At 57.5% G+C, this 23,944-nt stretch carries 15 protein-coding genes; 9 read left to right on the top strand and 6 right to left on the bottom strand.

All coding sequences use genetic code 11. The features are described 5' to 3' along the window. Positions 1-359 precede the first annotated feature (359 nt). On the top strand, positions 360-1,502 hold the full coding sequence (locus ACTG2U_RS03190; RefSeq protein ID WP_041204923.1) for an IS4-like element ISAs18 family transposase: 1,143 nt from the start codon (positions 360-362) through the stop codon (positions 1,500-1,502). Positions 1,503-1,573: 71 nt separating this feature from the next. On the opposite strand, the gene ACTG2U_RS03195 is transcribed toward ACTG2U_RS03190, so the two are convergent. Both ACTG2U_RS03195 and ACTG2U_RS03200 read right to left on the bottom strand, forming a co-directional pair. Further along, positions 1,574-3,037 carry a chitinase gene (locus tag ACTG2U_RS03195; RefSeq protein ID WP_439974015.1) on the bottom strand — a complete coding sequence of 488 codons (1,464 nt, stop codon included), beginning with the start codon at positions 3,035-3,037 and terminating at the stop codon, positions 1,574-1,576. 308 nt (positions 3,038-3,345) lie between these two features. Beyond that, a complete protein-coding gene (locus tag ACTG2U_RS03200) occupies positions 3,346-4,566 on the bottom strand; it encodes a methyltransferase (RefSeq protein ID WP_439974016.1) in 1,221 nt (406 codons plus the stop codon). Between the two features lie 183 nt (positions 4,567-4,749). On the opposite strand from ACTG2U_RS03200, the gene ACTG2U_RS03205 reads away from it, so the two are divergent. Then, complete coding sequence (locus ACTG2U_RS03205) at positions 4,750-5,328, top strand: PhnA domain-containing protein (protein WP_005333203.1); 579 nt, start codon at positions 4,750-4,752, stop codon at positions 5,326-5,328. 203 nt (positions 5,329-5,531) lie between these two features. Here the strand turns inward: ACTG2U_RS03205 and ACTG2U_RS03210 are convergent, their stop codons facing one another. Beyond that, on the bottom strand, positions 5,532-7,058 hold the full coding sequence (locus ACTG2U_RS03210) for a fumarate hydratase (RefSeq protein ID WP_005351759.1): 1,527 nt from the start codon (positions 7,056-7,058) through the stop codon (positions 5,532-5,534). A gap of 294 nt (positions 7,059-7,352) precedes the next feature. On the opposite strand from ACTG2U_RS03210, the gene pabB reads away from it, so the two are divergent. From pabB to ACTG2U_RS03225, 3 genes are all read left to right on the top strand, one after another. Next, positions 7,353-8,636: an aminodeoxychorismate synthase component I gene (gene pabB / locus ACTG2U_RS03215; protein ID WP_439974017.1), complete on the top strand. Its 1,284-nt coding sequence runs from the start codon at positions 7,353-7,355 to the stop codon at positions 8,634-8,636. 42 nt (positions 8,637-8,678) lie between these two features. Continuing rightward, positions 8,679-9,245, top strand: coding sequence for a CoA pyrophosphatase (locus ACTG2U_RS03220; protein ID WP_204379753.1), 567 nt, complete (start codon positions 8,679-8,681; stop codon positions 9,243-9,245). Positions 9,246-9,461: 216 nt separating this feature from the next. Beyond that, positions 9,462-10,760 carry a serine/threonine transporter gene (locus tag ACTG2U_RS03225; protein ID WP_005351750.1) on the top strand — a complete coding sequence of 433 codons (1,299 nt, stop codon included), beginning with the start codon at positions 9,462-9,464 and terminating at the stop codon, positions 10,758-10,760. A 525-nt stretch (positions 10,761-11,285) separates the two neighbouring features. On the opposite strand, the gene sstT is transcribed toward ACTG2U_RS03225, so the two are convergent. Next, entirely contained in the window at positions 11,286-12,536 is a 1,251-nt protein-coding gene (sstT, locus tag ACTG2U_RS03230; RefSeq protein ID WP_005345324.1) for a serine/threonine transporter SstT, read from the bottom strand. A 354-nt stretch (positions 12,537-12,890) separates the two neighbouring features. Between sstT and ACTG2U_RS03235 the strand changes: the two genes are divergently transcribed. From ACTG2U_RS03235 to ACTG2U_RS03250, 4 genes are all read left to right on the top strand, one after another. Further along, positions 12,891-14,804: a RecQ family ATP-dependent DNA helicase gene (locus ACTG2U_RS03235; protein ID WP_439974018.1), complete on the top strand. Its 1,914-nt coding sequence runs from the start codon at positions 12,891-12,893 to the stop codon at positions 14,802-14,804. Positions 14,805-15,398: 594 nt separating this feature from the next. Next, the gene (locus tag ACTG2U_RS03240) at positions 15,399-17,321 is read left to right on the top strand and encodes a PrkA family serine protein kinase (protein ID WP_033113275.1); all 1,923 of its coding nucleotides are present in this window, start codon (positions 15,399-15,401) and stop codon (positions 17,319-17,321) included. Between the two features lie 23 nt (positions 17,322-17,344). After that, positions 17,345-18,616, top strand: a complete 1,272-nt coding sequence (locus tag ACTG2U_RS03245) for a YeaH/YhbH family protein (protein ID WP_429012103.1) — start codon at positions 17,345-17,347, stop codon at positions 18,614-18,616. 9 nt (positions 18,617-18,625) lie between these two features. Next, complete coding sequence (locus ACTG2U_RS03250; protein WP_335812455.1) at positions 18,626-20,146, top strand: SpoVR family protein; 1,521 nt, start codon at positions 18,626-18,628, stop codon at positions 20,144-20,146. Positions 20,147-20,314: 168 nt separating this feature from the next. On the opposite strand, the gene fadJ is transcribed toward ACTG2U_RS03250, so the two are convergent. Both fadJ and fadI read right to left on the bottom strand, forming a co-directional pair. After that, positions 20,315-22,462, bottom strand: a complete 2,148-nt coding sequence (gene fadJ / locus ACTG2U_RS03255; RefSeq protein ID WP_335812508.1) for a fatty acid oxidation complex subunit alpha FadJ — start codon at positions 22,460-22,462, stop codon at positions 20,315-20,317. Continuing rightward, positions 22,462-23,772: an acetyl-CoA C-acyltransferase FadI gene (gene fadI / locus ACTG2U_RS03260; protein WP_439974019.1), complete on the bottom strand. Its 1,311-nt coding sequence runs from the start codon at positions 23,770-23,772 to the stop codon at positions 22,462-22,464. Before fadI ends, fadJ begins: the two co-directional genes overlap by 1 nt. Positions 23,773-23,944 lie beyond the last annotated feature (172 nt).

A 23,944-nucleotide genomic window follows, 5' to 3' on the forward strand; every position in this document is an offset into this window, starting at 1 on the left:
AAATACGAGAAGGATAGCATCATGGGTGTGCTCTTCGAATCCATCGTTTAGCAAAATATCACTCAACGCTTTTTAATATTACTAAGCAGCAATGTTAAAACATTAAATCCAGCCATCAATAAATTTGATATGTGCCGTTTACATCACTTTAAGCGGGAAATAAACGTTGGCCGAAAAATAAAGCTGCCCCTCCAGATAGATGGATCACTTTTTAATCTCTGCCACATATCTCCCCCAACGAAAAAATATATTACAAGGGGGCTAAGCCCTTAACCATCCCCTCATATGAGCGAGGCGTGGCGCGGCTTCTGAGGTATGATCGCCATCCTTGACCAGCTAATACCCAACAGACTATCCCCATGTTTAACCACGAACTAATCCTCAACCACATCGACGATATATTTGGACAGGACATGCATGCTAAGCGTGTTCTTTCCCTCGCCAATGCTACCCTCGGGGTTATCGAGTCAGGTTCACTGGCCATCCACGCCATCGGTAGTGGCCTCTCCTTGGCCAACGGTCTCGAACGTAAACATGCGGTTAAACAGGTGGATCGCCTGCTCACTAACACCAAGCTCAATGTCTGGAGCCTCTTTGACGATTGGGTGCCCTATGTGGTCGGTGAACGTACCGAGATCGTAGTCTCCATGGACTGGACCGAATTCGATGCCGATGATCACAGTACCTTGGTTATCAGCCTGCAAACCAACCACGGTCGCAGTACTCCGCTGCTGTGGAAAACCCATCGGAAATCGTTGCTCAAAGGGCAACGCAATGCCCATGAGAAAGAGCTGCTCACCAAGCTCAAGCAGACGTTGCCAGAGGGTATCTTCGTGACGGTAGTAGCTGACCGCGGCTTTGGTTACATGGAGCTGTTCGAACGCCTGGAGCAAGAGCTAGGCTTTGCTTATCTCATTAGATTTAAAGGAAATGTTTTGGTTGGTTACCCTGGTGTAGAGCAGGTTCCAGCTCGGGACTGGCTAACGCCGACCGGGCGCACCCGAACCCTCAAAGCGGTGGAGCTAACTGGGCAGCGACAGCCTGTCGAACGGGTCTATTGTTGTCATAAGAGTGGCATGAAAGACGCGTGGTTTCTGGCCAGTAACCGGACCGACCTGAGCGCCGCCAAGGCGTTGCAACTATACGGCCAGCGCTGGGGTATCGAGACCAGTTTTCGTGATATCAAAGATTACAAATTCGGCATGGGTATGGGAGATGTGCACATCAGTAATCCGGTCCGGCGCGACCGACTGTTTTTATTCAGTGCCCTGGCCATCGTCTTGCTGACGCTGCTGGGTAAGGCTGGAGACAGTGTCGGTCTAGAGAGAACGATCAAGGTCAATACCAGCAAGAGCCGAACCTATTCGTTCTTTCGGCAAGGGGTCATCTATTACCAGTTGTTACCTAAAATGAAAGAAGCCAATGCGGTCTTGTTGATGGATAAATTTATCTACTACCTGAAGCAACACCGCTTATATACCCGCACACTTGGAATTATTTGAGTCTCTAAAAATGAGGGGATCTCTGAGGGCTAAGCCCCCTCTCCTTATCAATCAATGGATGGACTGTCTCTTTATTGGGTCGTCACCAACGCCCAGGGGCCACCTTTGGCGGGATCATCCCCCTGGGTCCACCATTTTGCCTGATAGACGGCTCCCTTGTAGCTCACCTTGCTGCCAGCGGTATAGACCTTGCTGGCTTCCCAGGCCGGGTTGCCACCGATGGGGGGTTCGCTCGGATCGACCGGCGGTGGAGTCAGTTTGTCCACGATACGCACTTTCGGCCAGTTGGCGTGGGAGCCGTAGAAGTTGGTCACGCACTTCTCGTAATCACCCGGCACCAACGCAGAATAAGCGGTCTGAAAGCCCACCAGCTCGCACTCGAAGGAGTAACCGCCCGGGCGATCCGGATAGTATTTCCAGTTGCCATCCCAGTTGGTGTAGAGCACGTCGGTAGCGCCGTTAAGATTGAGGCTGCCATAGGGAGTCTGCTGCCAGCAGGTGTTCTTCTCATCCGCCTTGATCGGGATCTGGTAGTGGTTGGCCAGCCCTTCCCAATAGCGGATGCGATTGACCGGCTGCCCCTTGTCCTTGTTCTGTTCACCACACTCGATACCGCCGTTGATGACGTTGATGGTGGTACCGAAGCCATAGCCGATACCGGCGTCAGCTTCCCGTTTGGAGGGTACCCAGGTGCGATCAATCACGTGCAACATGGCCGGTTTCGGGGCCTGCGGGGTGAGGAAGAACCAGATGGCAGAAGCGAGGTTGAGCCAGGAGTCCGCCACCAGCCCCGGGTTGTTGAGCAGCACGGAGGCATCGCCATCGAACATCGCCTCGGAGAAGGCACCGTAGTTGAAGTGGTAAGAAAGCTGCTTGGCGCCGCGGCCGAAGTACCCCTGACCCGTGCTGCAGGGCCACTTCTTGTTTTGCCAGTCGTTCTGGCCACAGCCGGTGGTGTAGCCGGTCTGTCCCTCTGACCAGCCCATCTCCCGCACATGCACCAGCGCCTGTTGCCACTCCTCCAGCCCCAGCGGGTTGTCGGAGACGTTCTCCTTGGATATATGGCCACCGGTCTCCTGAGAGAAGTGGGCAAAAGCGGTCACGATGGATTTTTTACAGATCGCATCAGAATCACGCCCGTCAGTATATTCGCCACAGAACGCAGGGAATTTACCGATGGCTCGCAAGAAGCGGACATAAGTATATTCCGGCGCTGCCATCTGGGTTAAATATTCCCATTCAGATTGGGGAAATACCCGTTCAACCCGTTTTACGTTGTCAGGATTGCTTGCCAGACCCGGTTCAATGGCATCAACAATTTTATTTGACCGGGTCACCAATGCCTTGGCCCATATTGCATACATGGGATTGGCCGTCTTGGCTTTTTCCACGGCGGCCAGATCCGGGGCCGCAATCACATATCCTCCCGCATTTTGCGGATCGGGTTGAATATTCATGGCTGCACTCATTGCGGCATAGCTTGGCAATGCGCAGGCGGCAGCGATTAGCAAGGCACAACGCTTGGGTTTGAACATGTTTATCGTCCTTGTTTGAATTAATGCGTTCCAAGAGTAGGTGTTTCAACAACTAAATTCACGATGAGAATTAAGAAATAAGCAGAATTTGTGAGCCATTTCACCTTGTGATATTCAGTGCAGCTGAAACAAATAAAAGGAACCCAAACGAAAACGCCCCAGCGTGATCTGTCGCCTATTTTTAGAACAGTCGAGACGGCAAGGTGGCCTGCCATACGGTCATTGTTCGTGATGGAAAAAAATGGCTGACAAGCTCAAGCTGTCAGCCATCATCAATATTCAAGAAAAATGCTCAAAATAGCCGGATGTCAGACACGCACGGCACGGATCAGGATATTGCGCGGGGTCATGGGTTTGGCACAGAACTCCCCCACTTCGACCCGATAGCCCTGCTCTTGCAAAAAGAGCGCGCGATCCAGCGCCAGCCAGATCTCGAGGGGACGGCGAAACAAATGACGCACCAGCTCCATGCGGGCGACATCACCAAAGCGGCGCTCCCCGTGTTCCAACCAGGCGGGGTAGTCCAGCCCGGCGGGCAGCACAATCCCTTTGCGCTCGGAAGCCCAAACGCAGAATGCCTCGAAGGTGCCGGTCAGCAGGCTCTTTTGCATATTGGGCACCGGCAGATACTCATCTACCCCGCGCACCTGACGCTGCAGACAGTCAAACCCGAGCCGCCACACCACTTCCTGCTCGCGCAGACGGGCGATCCGCGCACCGCCGGTCACCGTCTCCTGCAACGGCAATTTGAGATCCGCCTTGCTCAACACCAGCTCGCTGGCGCTGGCCGCGGCTGACAGCGGGCGATAGTGGCTGGTACGGATCAGGTGGTAACAACAGGGAGAGATGGTCACGCCGCTGGCACTGCGCTCGGCCACCCGCTCCAGCAGATGGGTGTGCAGCTCGCCGCAGGCATGGAGTGCCATAGCGTGATGTTCGGGGGCGATCAGCGCCGCCGACTCGGGGGCAAAAGCATCGGCGCAGGTAAAGGTCATATTGGCGCCATCCCGCTCGGCCAGCAGCCGACCTTCGTCACAAAGCTGCCCTTGCAACTCCAGACTGAGGATCGGAGCATGTCGATGAAGTGACACCAGCCGCCCAAGGTGGCCCTTGCCAGCACACCACTCCAGATAGGGGCCCTGATGGGTAGGCAGACAGGCGGTGAACGACTCGATCTGGGCCTGCTTGCGCCCCGGCATATGCAGCGCCATCTCCTTGCTGCAGGTGATGGGCTCAGGGGTAAACGGGGCAAGCTGGCTGAGTTGCTGCAGCTCGGCTCCCTCGGCAATCCAGGGGGCAAGCAGACTGCTGAGTGCATCCATATCCGCATCGAGCTCCGCCAACTGGGCAAGGGTCAGCCCATTGAGCAGCGCCGCCAGTTCGGGCGCCTCATCGGCAAAGGCCATGGTCAGATGATGATATGGCTGATATTGCCACCAGCGTCGGTAGCGGGTGAGCAGTCGATCCAGTTGTTGAAAACGTTGAGCCAGCAAGAATGCCCCTGCCTTACAGTCAAAAAGGAGGCTCATTCTAGCGATCCCGCTTCAAATTGCACTCTCAATACCTGACGATCAACGCCGCAGAACAGCACCACCCACCCTGTGAGCCAGGGCAGACCTGACAAAGTGCGGGGTTTTATGCTATATTCCGCCCCCTCTTTCACGCGCCCCGCCCAACGCGGGTCGCTTTACACTAGCTATGGGACCTACAACATGACCATCAACGCCATTCTGCAAGCGCGCGCGGGCGCCAAGTGTGAACTGTGCAGCGCCGAGCAGGCGCTGACCGCCTTCGTGGTGCCTCACTCCCCCGCCAGCGACGATGATCACAGCGTTGCTATCTGTGACACCTGCCGTGGTCAGCTGGAACAACCGGATACCCTGGTGGTCAACCACTGGCGTTGCCTGAGTGACAGCATGTGGAGCCAGGTGCCTGCGGTGCAGGTGATGGCATGGCGCCAGCTGAAAGCACTCTCCGGCAAGGGTGAGGTGTGGGCTCAGGATCTGCTGGACATGATGTACATGGAGGACGAAGCCAAGGCCTGGGCTGAAGCTGGTATTGCTGACGAAGATGACGACAGCGTACCGACCGTTGACTCCAACGGCGCCGTGCTGCAAGAGGGCGACTCCGTCACCCTGATCAAGGATCTGGACGTGAAAGGCGCCGGTTTCACCGCCAAGCGCGGCACCCTGGTCAAGGGCATCCGTCTGACCAACAACCCGCTTCATATCGAAGGCAAAGTCAACGGCGTGCAGATCGTACTGGTTGCCGCCTACCTGAAAAAGGCCTAAGCCAAGGCCGATTGCTCGGCTGTCTACTGCCAGAGCACAAGTACGACGAAAAAGGATGGCGTCACGCCATCCTTTTTTATACCCGCTTGCCGCAAACGGCCAACCTGAGCCCATAACAAGCCAGCCAAAGCAAAAAGGCGCATCCGGATGGACGCGCCTTGTTTACATAGCCGATGCCGTTAACCGGCAGCGGAAACGGTCACTCAGGAGGAGAGTTTGCCATCCAGCTCTGCAATCTTGGCAGACCAGTAGGCCGGGCCGGTTTCGTGGATATTGTTGCCTTCGGAGTCGACCGCAACAGTCACCGGCATATCTTCCACTTCAAACTCGTAGATCGCTTCCATACCGAGATCGGCAAAGGCAACCACGCGGGCCTTCTTGATGGCCTTGGCCACCAGATAGGCGGCGCCACCAACGGCCATCAGATAAACAGCCTTGTGCTGCTTGATGCTCTCGACGGTTTTCGGGCCGCGTTCGGATTTGCCGATCATGCCGATCAGGCCAGTCTCACCCAGCATCATGTCGGTGAACTTGTCCATCCGGGTAGAGGTGGTGGGACCTGCCGGGCCAACCACTTCGTCGCGCACCGCATCGACCGGGCCAACGTAATAGATAAAGCGGTTGGTGAAATCGACCCCTTCCGGCAGCCCTTCGCCATTTTTCAGCATGTCGGCGATACGCTTGTGGGCGGCGTCGCGACCGGTGAGGATCTTGCCCGACAGCAGCACGGTATCACCGCTCTTCCAGCTGGCCAGCTCGGCCTTGGTGATGCCATCGACATTGACGCGGCGCACGTTGCCACCCGCTTCACGGGTGATCTCCGGCCAGTCGCTCAGTTTCGGCGGGGTCAGCTCGGCAGGGCCTGAACCATCCAGCTCGAAGTGAACGTGGCGGGTCGCGGCGCAGTTGGGGATCATCACCACCGGCTTGGAAGCGGCGTGAGTCGGCGCAGATTTCACCTTCACATCCAGCACGGTTGTGAGGCCGCCCAGACCCTGGGCACCGATCCCCAGCTTGTTGACCTTGTCGTAGAGCTCGACCCGCAACTTCTCTTCAGTGGTTTGCGGGCCACGGGCGATCAGCTCCTGAATGTCGATGTGCTCCATCAGGGCCTCTTTGGCCAGCACCGCCGCTTTCTCGGCGGTACCGCCGATGCCGATGCCCAGCATGCCGGGTGGGCACCAGCCTGCGCCCATGGTCGGCACTGTTTTCAGTACCCACTCGACGATATCGTCAGAGGGGTTGAGCATCACCATCTTGGATTTGTTCTCGGAGCCGCCGCCTTTGGCCGCGATGCTCACTTCCACCTTGTTGCCGGGGATCATGTCGATATGGACCACGGCAGGGGCGTTGTCTTTGGTATTTTTGCGACTGCCGGCCGGATCGGCCAGCACGGAGGCGCGCAGCGGGTTGTCAGGATTGGTGTAGGCACGACGGGTCCCTTCGTCCACCATCTCCTGCACTGTCATGTCGCTGTCCCACTGGACCTGCATGCCAATTTTGACGAAACAGGTCACGATGCCGGTGTCCTGGCAGAGCGGACGATGACCTTCGGCGGACATGCGGGAGTTGATCAGGATCTGGGCAAGCGCATCTTTGGCGGCCGGGTTGGCCTCGCGGTCATACGCCGCTTTGGCAGCCTGAACAAAATCCAACGGGTGGTAATAGGAGATGTACTGGAGGGCATCTGCGATAGAATCGATGAAATCCTGTTTTTTTATAATGCTCATATCATCCTCACTGGTCCTTGTCTCTGCCACGGAGCAGGGCAAGGGCTTCCATATGATGGGCCGTGCTGACGTGCTGGCTAAAAACTATCAACCAGCAAAAAGCGAACGACACGGCAGTTTTTTCTTAAGTCACCGACACCTATGATACGCTTGCCCACCAGCACCGACTAGGGTTCGGGAACCAAACTGTTGCCTGTGTAACATAAAATGACGCCAACACTTCATATCCATCATCTAGACCATAGTGCTGAACTCCATCAGCTTTTTGCCCGCCTGCAACATCAGCCGTGGGCCATGTTGCTGGAATCGGCGGGGCCACTCGGCGCCGATAACGGCTTTGATATCATCACTGCCGATCCGCTGGCGACCCTCGAAACCCGCGGCGAGGTGACCACTCTGCGTGTCGGGGCGGATATCAGCGAACACAGCGAAGATCCCCTCGCCCTGCTGGCCCATACCCAGCAACAGCTGCTGGGGGAGCTGGATCTGTGCGCCACTCACCTGCCCTTTATTGGCGGCGCCCTCGGCCTGTTTGGCTATGATCTCGGCCGTCGCTTCGAGCGACTGCCAGTGCAGGCCGCCGCCGATATCGCGGTGCCGGACATGGTGGTGGGCATCTACGACTGGGCGCTGCTGCGCAATGTGGCGACCGGCGACTGGCAGCTGGTGCACTGGGGGGATGAAGCAGGCCTTGCCAAGCGGCTGGCCTGGCTTGAACAGCAGCAGACCAAACCGGCCCCCGCTTTTGCCTTGCAGGGGTCGTGGCAGAGCAATATGAGCCGCGCCGAGTATGGCGAAAAGTTTGCCCGCATTCAGGAATACCTTGCCGCGGGGGATTGCTACCAGATCAACCTGACCCAGCGTTTCAGCGCCCCCTATCAAGGGGATGAGTGGCAGGCCTATTGCCTGCTGGCAACCGCCAACAAGGCCCCCTTCTCAGCCTTTATCCGTCTGCCGGAGAGCGCGCTGCTGAGCCTATCCCCCGAGCGGTTCCTGCTGCTCGATGGCCGCCATATCGAAACCAAACCCATCAAAGGCACTCGCCCTCGCCACCCCGATCCGGCGACCGATCGGCAAGTCGCGCTGGAGCTGGCGCAGGCGGAAAAGGACAGATCAGAGAATCTGATGATCGTTGATCTGCTGCGCAACGATATAGGTCGGGTCAGCCGGCCTGGCTCGGTCAGCGTGCCTCATCTCTTTGCGGTGGAGTCGTTTCCGGCGGTACATCATCTGGTCTCCACCATCCATGGTGAGCTGGATGCACGCTGGCAAGGGGTCGATCTGCTGCGGGCCTGTTTCCCGGGTGGCTCCATCACCGGCGCCCCCAAGATCCGCGCCATGGAGATCATCGAAGAGCTGGAGCCCCAGCGCCGCAATGCCTATTGCGGCAGCATCGGCTATCTCAGCCAGCATGGCCGGATGGATACCAGCATCTGCATTCGTACCCTGATCGCCGAAGCGGGTCGCCTGCACTGCTGGGCCGGTGGCGGCATCATCGCCGACTCCGATGCCGACAGCGAATACCAAGAGACTTATGACAAGGTCGCCCGCATCCTGCCGCCCCTCTCGGCGCTGTAACCGCCCCCACCGTCAAGGCAACACACAGGAGAGCTCCCCGCCATGGATCGCCACGAACTGCTGACCCGCTTCCAGTTGCAGCGACCCGCCCCGGCCCATCGCCTCGCCATTGGCGGGCTCAGTCCGGCGGCGGTGTTGATCCCGGTGGTGATGCGCGATGAGGGGCTCAGCGTGTTATTGACCCGGCGCAGCCCACGGCTGCGTCATCATGGGGGGCAGATCAGCTTCCCCGGCGGGCGACAGGATCCCGGTGACGAGAACCTGATTGCCACGGCGCTGCGGGAGACCGAAGAGGAGCTCGGCATTCCAGCCCGACTGGTTGAAGTGATCGGCACCCTCAACCCGCTCAATACGGTGTCACGATTCGAGGTACTGCCGGTGCTGGGGCTGCTCGATGGCAACTATCCCCTCATCCTGAGTCCGGATGAGGTGGATCACGCCTTTGAAGTGCCGCTGACCCATCTACTGGATCGGCGCAACCATATCCCCCTGACCCTTTACAGAGGAGGGAAACAGCACACCATCTACTGGATCCCCTGGCAACAGCACTTTATCTGGGGGGCTACCGCCAGCATGATCAACCAGCTAGCCCAGCATCTCGCAAAATAACAATTTACCTACATTTGGCTGAGCGAGATTTAATCATTAACACTAAAATAACGTGCCAATTGATAAACAATAATTGAATTTTTCTTGTTTTGATCACATTTCCATAAGAAAGTGCGGTTTTTCGTGCCGTAAAGATGAATTTGATCAACATTTTTGATTGGAAAAACCGTATCCTTGCGCCGACTTAATAAGAACCACACATTCGGGGTGAGATAGATGTCAAACACAGTCACTGGCACGCAGGGAGTTGCGGCGTCAACAGAGCAAGGGATCCGCTCTACTCAAACCACTCGTTGGGAAAAACGCGACTCTACCTGGGTCATCAGTCTGTTCGGGACCGCGGTTGGCGCGGGGATCCTGTTCCTGCCGATCAACGCGGGTATGGGCGGTTTCTGGCCGCTGGTCGTCATGGCGCTGCTGGTAGGTCCCATGACCTATCTGGCACACCGTGGTCTGGCCCGCTTCGTGCTCTCCTCCAAAAAGCCAAATGCAGACATCACCGAAGTGGTGGAAGAGCACTTTGGCGTGGGTGCCGGTAAATTAATCACCCTGCTCTACTTCTTCGCCATCTACCCCATCGTGCTGATCTATGGCGTGGGTATCACCAACACCGTGGAAAGCTTTATGGTCAACCAGCTGCAGATGAGTGCTCCGCCGCGCTGGATCCTCTCCATCGTGCTGATCATGGGCATGATGTCGGTGATGCTGGCCGGTGAAAAGCTGATGCTGAAAGTGACCGAGCTGCTGGTTTATCCGCTGATCGCCATTCTGGCCGGTATCTCCCTCTACCTGATCCCGGACTGGACCGGTGCCGCGCTGGAACAAGTGCCCTCTGCCAAGGATTTCGCCACTACCCTGTGGCTGACCATCCCGGTACTGGTCTTCTCCTTCAACCACAGCCCGGCCATCTCCAGCTTCTCCCTGGCCCAGCGCCGCGACCACGGTGATCAGGCTGTCGAGAAAGCCGATGCCATCCTCAAGCGTACCGCCATGGTGCTGCTGGGCTTCGTGATGTTCTTCGTCTTCTCCTGCGTCATGAGCCTAACTCCGGCCCAGCTGGCAGAAGCCAAGGCTCAGAACATCGCCGTGCTCTCCTATCTGGCCAACCAGCATGCCAGCCCCATCATCTCCTACTTTGGTCCGCTGGTTGCGTTCGTCGCCATCGTCTCCTCCTTCTTCGGCCACTATCTGGGTGCCCGTGAAGGTCTGAAAGGGATGATCGTGCAGAACATGCGCAAGTCCGGCAAAGAGCCGAACGCCAAGAAAGTCGAGATGTTCATCATCGCCTTCTTCATCCTGACCCTGTGGGGCACTGCCATTGCCAACCCCTCCATCCTGGGCATGATTGAATCTCTTGGCGGCCCGATCATCGCCACCATCCTGTTCATCATGCCGATGTACGCCATCAAGCGCGTACCGGCCATGGCGAAATATCAGGGCCATATCAGCAACGTATTTGTCGCTGTGATGGGGATGATCGCCATCTCCGCCATCCTCTATCAGCTGGTCGGTTAATCCCCTACCTGCCGCTGATAGCAAAAAGCCAGCCGAACAGTCGGCTGGCTTTTTTATCTCTGCAATCTGTGCCTCCGCGATTGCCCTGCTCTCTCCTTATTACTCTCCTCACCTTGTTGGATATCTGCATGCTCACCAGCGCCATGGCAGGCCCGCTGATCAATATCTGCCAACACGTTTACTCCTCCTCACCAAACCATGATGGCGTGTCTGATAGGACGGATTGGGTTCATCTGCCGCAGCCAGCCATCTTCGTTTTTCTGTGATGCTGTGATTGTCCTGAAGATCTGGGGTAAGCCATAGCAATCGGCTGTTAGCAGAACAGACAAAAATGTGTAGCGCACAACAGAAGGAGGAAGCACAACTCGAAGGGATAAAGATAAGGCAGCGCCCTGGACAAGGGCGACAGAATGTCCGGCACATCAGCCAATGAGATTGCTCAAAGAGGAAAAGAGAGCAAATCCGGCAATAAAAAGCGCCCTCCTAAGAGGGCGCAAGTGTGTTGCGAAACTGAGCGTTGCGGGATCAGGCTTCGCGGCTCGGTACCGGAGCCACATCCAGCAAGGTTTCATCTTCGGCCATGCAAGCAGCGGCGGTGAACAGCACGTCGGTGGAGCTGTTCAGCGCTGTCTCGGCAGAATCCTGCAACACGCCGATGATAAAGCCGACGGCCACCACCTGCATGGCGATGTCGTTGCTGATGCCAAACAGGCTGCAGGCCAGCGGGATCAGCAGCAAGGAGCCACCGGCGACACCGGATGCGCCACAGGCGCTGACGGTAGCTACCACAGAGAGCAGCACGGCCGTTGCCATGTCCACTTCCATCCCCAGGGTATGTACCGCCGCCATGGCCAGCACAGTGATGGTGATAGCGGCACCTGCCATGTTGATGGTGGCACCCAGCGGGATGGAGACCGCGTAGGTATCTTTGGGAAGACGCAGTTTTTCACACAGCGCCATGTTGACCGGAATGTTGGCGGCAGAGCTGCGGGTAAAGAAGGCGGTCACGCCGCTCTCTTTGAGGCAGGTCAGCACCAGCGGATAGGGGTTGCGCTTGATCTTCCAGAAGACGATCAATGGGTTGACCACAAAGGCGATAAACAGCATGCAGCCGATCAGCACCACCAGCAGTTGAGCATAGCCAAACAGGGCATCGAAGCCGGTCTCTGCCAGAGTGGAGGCAACCAGACCCAGGATCCCGAGGGGAGCACAGCGGATCACCGCTTTCACGATGGCGGATACACCGTGAGACAGGTCAGTGATCAGCGCCTTGGTGCTCTCGTTGGCATGGCGCATGGCGATACCCAGACCGATGGCCCACGCAAGGATCCCGATATAGTTGGCATCCATCAACGCCTTGACCGGGTTGGTCACCACGTTGAACAGCAGGGTCTGCAGTACCTCGGTGATCCCGCCGGGCGGGGTGATCTCGGCAGTATTGGCCACCAGATGGAGGTTGGAGGGGAACAGGAAGCTGGCAATCACCGCGACCACGGCCGCAGAGAAGGTACCAAACAGGTAGAGCGCCAGCAGCGGGCGAATATTGGTCTTCTGACCCTGCTTGTGACCAATGATGGCCGCCATCACCAGTACGAATACCAGCAGCGGAGCTACCGCTTTCAGTGCACCAACGAACAGACTGCCAAGCAGACCTGCCGTTTTCGCCCACTCGGGCGCAAACAGTGCCAGCAAGATACCGAATACCAGACCAACCAGGATCTGGCTGACCAGGCTGGTGCTATTGACCAGCCGAAGGAGGGGGTGTTGTTGTGTCATCAAAAAAGTCCCTAAGCACCGTAGTGCATGAATCATGAGTCCTGTCTGCAACCACTCATCGGGAGACCCCTGTCGCCCGAATGTGGTGTCTGTGGCCAGCCTTCTGTCGGGCCGATCCGCCAGTCACCGGATTGCATGACGGAATATCCCATTCGCCATCTTTTTTTTCCAGAGACTCACCAAAAAATATCCCGTTTCCATCACAAAAAACCGCAACAAAACCTTAACTACAGCGCAACCACCCATTTTTGTACGTTTTATCGACACTCTCTGCCCTTACCCTCACGACCATTCCTGTGTCACCCGTGACCGGCTCGCTGTGCTATCATCCCCCATTTGCCGCGGAGCCTTGCCATGATCCCATCCCTGCTCAACCAATATTTTGGTTTCTCCGCACTCAGGCCAGGTCAGGAGGCGGTGATCAGCCGGGTGCTGGCAGGTCAGAGTGCCGCCGCCATCTTTCCCACCGGCTCCGGCAAGTCCCTCTGTTATCAACTGCCGGCCCTCGCCCTGCCTCACCTGACCCTGGTGATCTCGCCGCTGCTGGCGCTGATGCACGATCAGCTCGCCTTCCTCAAAAGCAAGGGAATAAGCGCCGCCACCCTCGACTCAAGCCAGAGCCCGGAGGAGAGCCGACGAGTGATGCAGCAGGCGCTGGATGGCCAGCTCAAGATCCTGATGATCTCGGTGGAGCGACTCAAGAACGAGCGCTTTCGCCGCTTTATCCAGCAAGTGCCGCTCTCGCTGCTAGTCGTCGATGAGGCGCACTGTATCTCGGAGTGGGGCCACAACTTTCGCCCCGACTACCTCAAGCTGCCGAGCTATCGCCATGACCTGAAGATCCCGCAGGTGTTGTTGCTGACGGCCACCGCCACACCGGCGGTGATTCAGGATATGCAGACCAAATTCGGCATCGCGCCGGAGGGGGTCGTGGTCACCGGTTTCTATCGCCCCAATCTTGATCTGGCAGTCATTCCCCTGTCGCCCGACGCGCGGGATAGCTGGCTCGCACAGGAGCTGGCCAACGATCCGGCGGCCCCCACCATCGTCTACGTCACCTTGCAACACACCGCAGAAGCCTGTGCCGAGCAACTCATGAGAGAAGGGATCAACGCCCGCGCCTATCATGCCGGACTCGACTCGGCGCTGCGCAGTCAGATCCAGCACGATTTCATGGCGGGCAAGGTGGACTGCATCGTCGCCACCATCGCCTTTGGCATGGGGATCGATAAAGCGGATATCCGGCGGGTCATTCACTACGATCTGCCCAAGTCCATTGAAAACTACAGCCAGGAGATTGGCCGCGCCGGACGGGATGGCCAGCCATCGCGCTGTATCGTGCTGGCCAACCAGAGCCAGCTACCGGTGCTGGAGAACTTCGTCTACGGCGATACGCCGGATTTGAGTGCCATCCTCCAGCTCCTTGCCATCATCAAGCAGAGCGGGAGCGAGTGGGAATTCACCCTGCTGCGCCTCTCCAACGACACCAATATCCGCCAGTTGCCCCTTAAAACCCTGCTGGTCTATCTGGAGATGGCAGGCATCATCACCCCGGCCTACAGCTACTACGCAGATTACCGCTTCAAGTTTGTGCTGGATAAAGGCGAGATAGTGAGCCGCTTCAATCCGGAACGCCGCCAGTTTCTGGAGCAGCTGTTCGCCTGTGCCCCGCAAGCCCGCAGTTGGTGCACCATGGACTTTGACGCCCTCTGGCAGGGCTATCAGGGGGAGCGACAGCGGGCGGTTGCGGCGCTCGACTACCTGCAGCAGCAAGGCTGGATCGAGCTTGAAAGCAAGCAGATGACCGAGGTCTACCGGATCACCCGTCAGGAATGGGACAACGAGCAGGAAGCAAATGCCCTGCATGCCCTGTTCCTGCAAAAAGAGCAGAGTGAGCTGGCCAGACTGCAAGCCATGCTCGACTTTTTCACCTCAAGTGAGTGCCTGAGCCACCGCCTCGCCCGCTATTTTGCCGATGAGGTGGCGCCGGTTCATTGTGGCCACTGTTCGGTTTGTCGCGGCGAGGTGGCGCATCTCCCGCCCCTGCCCTCACTGACCATGCCAAACGAGGCGGGGATCCGCGCCTGGTGCGATCCGCTGATTACCAAAACCGGTTTCGTGGATGCTCGTGTTCTGGCCCGCTTCTTGTGCGGTATCGCCACACCGTTGACCAGCCGGGTTAAGGCCAAATCGCTGGCGGGCGCAGGCCAATTGGCCGCCCACCCGTTTGCCCGCGTCCTGGCGGCAGTGCAACAAGCCTACCCTTGATAGATGAGTGCTGGCGGCGTCAATAGCCACCAGCAGAAACAAGCGTTTACGGACGCAGAAAAAGAAGACCCTCGCGGTTGCGAGGGTCAAGCCAACGGAAACGTGCTTAAACAGAGCTTGGTGAGGCAACAGTCAACTCTCTTGCTAAAGCGTCTTGCTGCTCACACATCGCCAATCTAGGGCACTCAAAATGTAGCGTCAATGTAAAAATTAGAGCTAAAATTCCAAACAAGGTGATTTACGTTGACGTTCACGTAATGACATTCTCATCCATAACCCCGCCAACCCGCAGCCCCATTGACTTTCGTCAAACCCCTTAATCTTTTCGCAATAAGTTCCCTCTTTCCCATAAACATTTATTTTTTATGTCTTTGACATTTACCTCACTATCGTGGCAAAAATAATTTAACAGTCAGTAACATAGCGGTGTTGTTGACTGACCCTCCCCGCACAAGGATCGGGCAGGTTTCTTCAGAATTTAACCTATCAACCGTGATGGATTACTGGAGTCTGTTGACTAGGCTTTAAAAGCGCACAACACAAAAGCAGTCATCCACTTTTTTCAGGGTAAGCGACTATAACGAGGGCAAAGTTATGGGCATATTCGAGCATTACCAACAGCGATATGAAAAAGCGAGAGAAGAGGAATATACCATCCAGGAGTTCCTGGATATGTGTAAGCAGGACAAAGCCTGCTACGCCTCCGCAGCCGAACGTCTGCTGACCGCCATTGGTGAGCCGGAGATGGTAGACACCTCAGCCAACCCCAGACTGAGCCGACTCTTCTCCAACCGCGTCGTGGCACGCTATCCCGCCTTCAAGGATTTCTACGGGATGGAAGAGGCCATCGAACAGATCGTCTCCTACCTCAAACACTCCGCCCAAGGGCTGGAGGAGAAGAAACAGATCCTCTATCTGCTGGGCCCCGTTGGCGGCGGTAAATCCTCGCTGGCAGAGAAACTCAAATCCCTGATGCAGAAGGTGCCCATCTATCGCATCAAGGGCTCACCGGTCAACGATCACCCCTTCTGCCTGTTCGATATCGAAGAGGATGGGGAGATCCTGGAAAAAGAGTACGGCATCCCGCGCCGTTACCTGCGTCCCATCATGTCCCCCTGGGTGGCCAAACGCCTGCACGAGTTTGGCGGCGACATCACCAAGTTCAAGGTGGAGAAGGTCAACCCCTCCATCCTCGATCAGATTGCCATCGCCAAAACGGAACCGGGCGATGACAACAACCAGGATATCTCCTCACTGGTCGGCAAGGTCGACATCCGCATGCTGGAGCACTTCGCCCAGGATGACGCCGATGCTTACTCCTACTCAGGTGCGCTGTGTAAAGCGAACCAGGGGGTGATGGAGTTTGTGGAGATGTTCAAGGCGCCTATCAAGGTACTGCACCCGCTGCTAACTGCAACTCAGGAGGGTAACTACAACGGTACCGAAGGGCTCTCAGCCCTCCCCTTTGACGGCATCTTGCTGGCTCACTCCAACGAATCCGAGTGGCAGCAGTTCCGCAACAACAAGAACAACGAGGCCTTCCTCGACCGGGTCTACATCGTCAAGGTGCCTTACTGCCTGCGCGTCTCCGAAGAAGTGAAGATCTACGAGAAGCTGCTGGTCAACAGCGAGCTGACCGAGGCCAAGTGCGCCCCGGGAACCCTCGAGTTGCTGGGCCAGTTCTCGGTGTTGTCACGGCTAAAAGAACCCGAAAACTCCAGCATCTACTCCAAGATGCGGGTCTATGATGGCGAAAGCCTCAAAGACACCGATCCAAAGGCGAAGAGCTATCAGGAGTATCGCGACTACGCCGGTGTGGACGAGGGGATGAATGGTCTCTCTACCCGTTTTGCGTTCAAGATCCTTTCCCGCGTCTTCAACTTCGACCACGCGGAAGTGGCCGCCAACCCGGTGCACCTCTTCTATGTGCTGGAGCAGCAGATCGAGCGCGAGCAGTTCCCGCAAGAGCTGCACGATCGCTACCTTGAGTTCATCAAGGGTTATCTGACTCCCCGCTATGTGGAGTTCATCGGCAAGGAGATCCAGACCGCCTATCTCGAGTCCTACTCCGAGTACGGGCAGAACATCTTCGATCGCTACGTCACCTACGCCGACTTCTGGATCCAGGATCAGGAGTACCGTGACCCCGAAACCGGCCAGCTGTTTGATCGGGCTTCGCTCAACAGCGAGCTGGAGAAGATTGAAAAACCCGCCGGGATCAGCAACCCGAAAGATTTCCGTAACGAAATCGTCAACTTCGTGCTGCGTGCCCGGGCTAACAATGCAGGCCGTAACCCCAACTGGACCAGTTACGAGAAGCTGCGCACCGTGATCGAGAAGAAGATGTTCTCCAACACGGAAGAACTGCTGCCGGTTATCTCCTTCAACAGCAAAACCTCGGCCGAGGAGCAGAAGAAGCACGATAACTTTGTCGAACGGATGATGGAGAAAGGCTACACCCGCAAACAGGTGCGACTGCTCTCCGAATGGTATCTCAGGGTACGCAAGTCATCCTGACCCTGACTGTTCAAGGGGGAGTTATGGCGCATTTTATCGACCGCAGGCTCAACGGCAAAAACAAAAGCGCTGTCAATCGGCAGCGCTTCATCCGCCGTTACAAGAAGCAGATAAAACAAGCGGTCTCTGATGCTGTCTCCAAGCGCAGCATTCAGGACGTAGACAAGGGTGAGAGCATCAGCATCCCGACCAAGGATATCGGCGAGCCCCATTTTCATCAGGGGCTCGGTGGTAAACGGGAGATGGTGCATCCCGGCAATGACCAGTTCGTCTCCGGCGACAAGATTGACCGCCCCAAAGGAGGGGGCGGCGGACAGGGTTCCGGCGAGGGACAGGCATCCAATCAGGGTGAAGGGGCCGATGATTTCGTGTTCCAGATCTCCAAGGATGAGTATCTCGATCTGCTGTTTGAAGATCTGGAGCTACCCAGGCTGCAGAAAACCCAGCTCAATCAGCTGATGGAGGTCAAAACCTATCGGGCGGGCTACACCTCAAACGGGGTGCCCGCCAACATCAACGTGGTGCGTTCCCTGCAAAATTCGCTGGCGCGGCGCATGGCGCTGCAAGCGGGCAAGAAACACCAACTGCACGAACTGGAAGAGCGGCTGGCCCTGCTGGCCACCGATCCCAACGAGCACTTTGCCGAAATAGCCCTACTCGAGAAAGAGATCAGGGAGCTGAAACGGCGGATCGATGCGGTGCCGTTTATTGACACCTTCGATCTCAAGTTCAACAACTTCGTCAAACGGCCCGTCCCCTCCAGCCAGGCGGTGATGTTCTGTCTGATGGACGTCTCGGGCTCCATGGATCAGGCCACCAAGGAGATGGCCAAGCGTTTCTATATCCTGCTCTATCTGTTCCTGAGCCGGACCTACAAGAACGTCGAAGTGGTCTATATCCGCCACCACACCCAGGCCAAGGAGGTGGACGAGCACGAGTTCTTCTACTCCCAGGAGACTGGCGGCACCATCGTCTCCAGCGCCCTCAAGATGATGAACGACATCATCAACGAGCGTTACCCCGCCAACCAGTGGAACATCTATGCGGCGCAGGCATCGGATGGTGACAACTGGGCTGATGACTCACCGCAGTGCCGTGAAATTCTGGCGCGGGACATCATGCCAAGGGTGCGGTACTACTCCTACATTGAGATCACCACCCGTGCCCACCAGACCCTGTGGCACGAATATGAGTCGGTAGCCAGCCAGTTCCCCCACTTTGCGATGGAGCACATTCGCAAGGTCGAGGATATCTATCCGGTGTTCCGCGAGCTGTTCAAGAAACAAGCGGCGTGAGGAGGTCACATGATCGAAACAGAAAAACGTGTAGCGCCACTGGATGACGGACCAGACTGGAACTTCGATCTGCTGGAGACCTATCACCAGGAGATCGCCCGGGTCGCCCGTTTCTACAAGCTGGATACCTACCCCAACCAGATCGAGGTGATCACCGCCGAGCAGATGATGGATGCCTACTCCAGCGTTGGCATGCCTATCGGCTATCAGCACTGGTCGTTCGGCAAGCGCTTTATCCATACCGAGCGCAACTACAAGCGCGGCCAGATGGGGCTGGCCTACGAGATCGTCATCAATTCCGATCCCTGCATCGCCTACCTGATGGAGGAGAACACCATGCCGATGCAGGCGCTGGTGATGGCACACGCCTGCTACGGTCACAACTCCTTCTTCAAGAACAACTACCTGTTCAAGGCCTGGACCGATGCCTCCTCCATCATCGACTACCTGCTGTTCGCCAAGAACTACATCACCCAGTGCGAAGAGAAGCATGGCATCGAGGCGGTGGAACAGCTGCTCGACTCCTGCCATGCCCTGATGAACTTCGGGGTGGATCGCTACAAGCGTCCCCAGAAGATCTCGATGGCAGAGGAGAAGCGGCGTCAGAAGGCGCGGGAAGATTATCTGCAGACTCAGGTCAACGAGCTGTGGCGAACCCTGCCCAAACAGCATAAAGCGGCTGGCGTGGAGGACAGGCGCTACCCCGCCGAGCCCCAGGAGAACATTCTCTACTTCATCGAGAAGAATGCCCCCTTGCTGGAGCCCTGGCAGCGGGAAGTGGTGCGCATCGTGCGCAAAATCAGCCAGTATTTCTATCCGCAAAAGCAGACCCAGGTGATGAACGAGGGGTGGGCCACCTTCTGGCACTACACCATCCTCAATCACCTCTATGACGAGGGCAAGCTGAGCGATCGCTTCATGATGGAGGTGCTGCACAGCCACACCAACGTGGTTTATCAACCGGCTTACAACAGCCGCTACTACTCGGGGATCAACCCTTATGCGCTGGGGTTTGCCATGTTTACCGACCTGCGCCGCATCTGCGAGAACCCGACCGAGGAAGATAGATACTGGTTCCCCGACTATGCCGGCAGCAACTGGGTCGACACCCTCCACTTTGCCATGCAGAACTTCAAGGACGAGAGCTTTATCAGCCAGTTCTTAAGCCCGAAAGTGATGCGGGATATGAAGTTGTTCGCCATTGATGACGACGATCTGAAGAACTATCTGAAGGTCTCTGCCATCCACAATGACGAGGGGTACCGTCAGGTGCGCAATACCCTGTCAGCCCAGTACAACCTGAGCAATCTGGAGCCCAATATTCAGGTCTACAACGTTGCCGTGAAGGGGGATCGCTCCCTCACCCTGCGCTATGTACCCCACAACCGCATCCCCCTTGGCGACTCACGCCATGAGGTGCTCAAACACCTGCATCAGCTGTGGGGATTCGACGTGGTGCTGGAACAGGATAACGGCGATCTGCCACCCGATATCATCGGCCGCTGCCCGGAGCGCAAACCTGGGCTCTGACCCGTAATCTGATATCTCTACGGCCCACTTCGGTGGGCCGTTTTTTAATCGGTTGCTTCTGCCAGCATGAGCGCTGCCCAAGCCGTACAACCCGAACAAACCACAACATAGAAAGAGGCCCGCATGGGGTGCGGGCCTCTTTGTCTTGCGGTCAATCTGCAGCGGTTATCAGTAGAAGGTCTGCTGCTCTGCGGCCATTGCCTTGAGGCGGGAACAGGGAGCAAACCGATCACCGTGGCGCTTCTGGTAATACTCCAGACGGCCAACCAGATGATCGATCCCGAGCGTGTCCATATAACGGAACGGGCCGCCAAGGAAAGGCGGGAAACCGATGCCGAAGATGGCGCCGATATCGCCATCACGGGCCGACGCCACCACACCGCTATCCAGCGCCATCGCCGCTTCGTTGAGCATCAACAATACGCAGCGCTCGGCGATCTCCTGACGGGCCAGCTTGGCAGAAGGCTTGATGCCGAGCACGCCATAGACGCTCTCGTCCACCGTCTTCTTGCCCTCTTTGCCGGTCAGCTTGTTGCGCGGTGCCGCCTTGCCATAGAGGTAGAAGCCCTTGCCGTTCTTGCGTCCCTTGCGATCGTTTTGCAGCAGCTTGTCGAACGCCTTGGGCGCCTGGAACTGCTCGCCGCCCAGCTCTTTCTCGAGAATGGGGGAGATCTTGGCCCCCACATCGATCCCCACCTCGTCCAGCAAGATGATGGGGCCAACCGGGAAGCCAAAGTCGAGCAGGGCGCTATCCAGAACTTCCACTGGCTCCCCTTCCAGCAACAGTCGCGCCGCTTCGTTCATGTAGGGGGCGAGGATGCGGTTAACGTAGAAACCGGCTTCGTCTTTCACCACGATAGGCGTTTTACCCTGAGCACGGGCAAAGGCCAGAGTGGTGGCGACCGTCTCGGCACTGGTGCCCGCATGGGGGATGATCTCCGCCAGCGGCATCTTGTCCACCGGGCTGAAGTAGTGCAGCCCCACGACCCGCTCCGGATGCGCCGCCTCTGCCGCAATCTGGCTAATGGGCAGGGAGGAGGTGTTGGAGGCAAACACTGTGTGCTCACCACACTCGCGCTCCACGTCTTTCACCATCTGGTGTTTGAGATTGAGATCTTCAAACACCGCCTCCACCACTATGTCCACCCGGTGAAAACCGGAGTAGTCGAGGGTGCCGGTCAGCAAGCTCATCTGCTTTTCCAGCTCGCTGCGCAGGATGTGACGGCGCTTGAGCTTCTTGGCCAGAATGTCATAGCTGTAGCGCATGGCATTGCCGATCCCGGCGCTTGCCACATCCTTGATCCGCACCGGCACGCCCGCCTTGGTAGCGGTGACAAATGCGATGCCGCCCCCCATCAGACCACCGCCCAGCACGGCGGCATGGGCCACCTTGCGCGGCTCGGCTCCCTGATAGGTGACCTCTTTCTTCATCTCGGTGGTGGCAAAGAAGATGGAACGCAGGGCGGCAGACTCAGCAGTCATCACCAGCTCGCCAAAGTGGCGGGATTCAGCGGCCAGACCGGCCTTCATCCCCTCCTCCACGCCGATGCGTACAACGTCCAGGATCCGCTCCGGCGCCGGGTAGTTGCCGCGGGTCTTGGCTTTCACCCCCTTGCTGGCCTGATCGAACAGCACCTTGCGGCCCAGCTTGTTGGTCTCAAGCACCTTGCCCTGCAGATCCCGTTTCAACTGATGGCGCGGTTTGCCCTTCTTGGCCAGCTTGATAGCAGCATCCAACAAGATTGACGGCGGCACCACATCGTCCACCAGCCCCAATTTCTTGGCTTGTTTGGCGCGAACCTGCTTGCCGGTCAGCATCAGATCCAGCGCCTTGGCCACCCCGATAAGGCGCGGCAGACGCTGGGTACCGCCAGAGCCCGGCAGCAGGCCGAGCTGCACTTCCGGCAATCCCAGCACAGATTTGCCATGATCAGTCACCACCCGGCCATGACAGGCCAGCGCCAGCTCCAGCCCGCCACCGAGGCAGGGGCCGTGAATGGCGGCGATCACCGGAATGGTCAGCCCCTCGATCTCGGCAAAGATCTCCTGCCCTTCTCGTGACAGGGTCTCGGCATCCTTGGCACTGGTGCAGGCGGCCAGCATGGTAATGTCAGCGCCGGCGATGAAGGAGTCCTTCTTGCCGGAGGTGATCACCAGCCCGATCAAATCCTTGTTGCGTTTTACCTCGTCCAGTACAGAGCGGATCTCCTCGACAAAGGCGGCCTTGAGGGTATTCATGCTCTCGCCCGGCACATCCATGGTGAGGATGCCGATGCCATCTTTGCGAACATCCAGGGAAAAAGTCTTAGCGCTCATCATTCAACCTCCAACACCATAGCCACGCCCAATCCACCCGCCGCACAGGCGGTGTTGAGCCCCAGTCCCCCGCCGCGACGACGCAGCTCGTGCAGGGTCTGGGTGATCATCCGCGCACCGGTCGCGGCAAAGGGGTGGCCATAGGCCAGCGAACCACCGAGGACGTTGAACTTCTCCATGTCCACCTCGCCGATGGCCTGATCGCGGCCCAGCTTGTCACGGGCAAACTCGTGGCTGGCAAACATCTTGAGGTTGGCCAGCGTCTGGGCGGCAAAGGCTTCGTGCATGTCGATCAGAGTCAGATCGCTGAGCGTGATACCGGCTCTGTCCAGCGCCAGCGGCGTGGCGTAGGAGGGCCCCATCAGCATGTCTTGCCAGACATCAATGGCCGAGAAGGCGAAGCTGCGGATATAACCAAGCGGCTCGAGGCCCAGCTCTTTCGCCCGACCTTCCCGCATCAGCAACACGGCAGCGGCGCCATCGGTCAGCGGCGTGGCGTTGGCTGCAGTGACTGTGCCATGAACCCGGTCAAACACCGGTTTGAGCTTGGCGTAGCTCACGAGATCCGAGCTTTCACGGATATTGTTGTCCCGCTCCAGCGGTGACTTGTAAGGCGGTACATGGGCAGTAAACACCTCGCCGCTGAGCTTGCCATCAGCCCAAGCCTGCGCGGCCAGGGTGTGGGAGCGATGAGCCAGCGCATCTTGCGCCTCGCGGCTGATCTGGTGGCTCTTGGCCATCTGCTCGGCGGTCTGTCCCATGGAGAGGCCAGTGGAGTATTCCGCCACGGCAGGCGGCACCGGCAGCAGATCCTTGACCCGCAGCTGACGCAGAATATTGAAGCGCTGCTGCAAATTGCGCGCCTTGTTGAGATCCACCAGGGCGCGGGCCAGCTTCTTGCTCACCCCGATGGGCAGCACGGAAGAGGAGTCAGCGCCGCCGGCGATGGCGATGTCTACCGTACCGGCCATGATGGATTCGGTGACGTTGGCCACTGCTTGAAAACTGGTGGCGCAGGCGCGGGAGACGCTATAGGCATCGGTATTGACGCTCATGCCGGTACCGAGCACGATCTCGCGAGCAATGTTGGGGGCTTCTGGCATCTGAACCACCTGACCAAACACCAGTTGGTCGATAAGCTTGGGATCGAGATCGGTACGGGCAAGCATCTCGCTCACCACCAGTTTGCCGAGGTCAACTGCAGGCACGCCATGAAAGGCGGTGGCCTGCTTGGCAAAGGGGGTACGCAGCCCCGCCACGACGGCAATCCGTTCGCCCTGGCGAGTCGTCAGTTTCAATGGCTGTTTCATCCTGGCTCCTTGGTTTAAAAGGCAGAGGTCTGACCTCATTGCGCCACATCTTAACAATCCAATCACAAGTTTCATACAGCTGATTGAAACTAAATTAAGCACGGCAAGACCCCTTTGCTCGCCCTTGGGAAGCAACTGGAGTATAAAAAGATCAACTTCCATAAAAACAACG

The organism is Aeromonas sp. 95A, assembly GCF_051919235.1.
Classification (GTDB): Bacteria; Pseudomonadota; Gammaproteobacteria; order Enterobacterales; family Aeromonadaceae; genus Aeromonas; species Aeromonas veronii.